This window comes from Xanthomonas cannabis pv. cannabis, from assembly GCF_000802365.1.
In the GTDB taxonomy this organism is placed as follows: Bacteria; Pseudomonadota; Gammaproteobacteria; order Xanthomonadales; family Xanthomonadaceae; genus Xanthomonas; species Xanthomonas cannabis.
In genome coordinates this window covers 1-242 of sequence record NZ_JSZE01000236.1, presented here as the reverse complement: position 1 = coordinate 242, position 242 = coordinate 1, and the positions used below count along the sequence as shown (strand labels likewise).

Here is a 242-nt window from a genome sequence, read left to right as displayed (position 1 = left end):
CTGGAGCAGTTCGGCTCGGGCCTGGATTTGTTCCAGCTGCTGGCGCACTTCCAGCCGGCCTTCCTCAAGCTGGATCGCGGCATCACCAGCGATGTCGCCTCGGCGCGCGACAGCCAGGAAAAGATTCGCGAGATCACCTCGCGCGCGCAGCCGGCCGGCATCCTGACCGTGGCCGAGTTCGTGGCCGATGCGCAATCGATGAGCAGCTTCTTCAGTGCCGGCGTGGACTACGTGCAGGGCGA

The 242-nt window shown here is 65.7% G+C and carries 1 protein-coding gene; it reads left to right on the top strand.

The window, feature by feature from the left end; genetic code table 11:
• Positions 1 to 242: EAL domain-containing protein (locus tag OZ10_RS20220; RefSeq protein WP_039566920.1), on the top strand; the 242-nt coding region annotated here is incomplete at both ends.